The organism is Burkholderiaceae bacterium DAT-1 (assembly GCA_019084025.1).
Classification (GTDB): domain Bacteria; phylum Pseudomonadota; class Gammaproteobacteria; order Burkholderiales; family Chitinimonadaceae; genus DAT-1.
On sequence record JAHRBI010000025.1, the window covers coordinates 1 to 365 of the forward strand.

Below are 365 nucleotides of genomic sequence, written 5' to 3' on the forward strand. Positions count from 1 at the left end.
AATCTTTGCGCAATTTGTAAAGGCTCGAACGATAGAATCCTTATGGGGGTTTAGCTCAGCTGGGAGAGCACCTGCTTTGCAAGCAGGGGGTCGTCGGTTCGATCCCGTCAACCTCCACCATTCAAACGGTTAAATGTGAGAATGTGGATATCGGTTGTATCAGTACTGAAGAGATCAAACAAGAAATCATTTAATAAAGATGTTCGATAAAAAGGGCATTTAATTAAATTGTTTGTTGTTTGACTTCTTAAGTCAATTCGTACTTTGATCTTTAAAAAAATGGAAGAAGTAAGACAAATTCAATGCGATAAAATCGTGGTTAATTCCTTGGTTTTATCAAATTTGGGTTGATTGCAAAACACAAA

Annotated in this window: 1 tRNA gene; it reads left to right on the plus strand. The window is 37.0% G+C overall.

The features are described 5' to 3' along the window. Positions 1-44 precede the first annotated feature (44 nt). A tRNA-Ala gene (locus KSF73_17340) sits at positions 45-120 on the plus strand. The last annotated feature ends 245 nt before the right edge of the window (positions 121-365 follow it).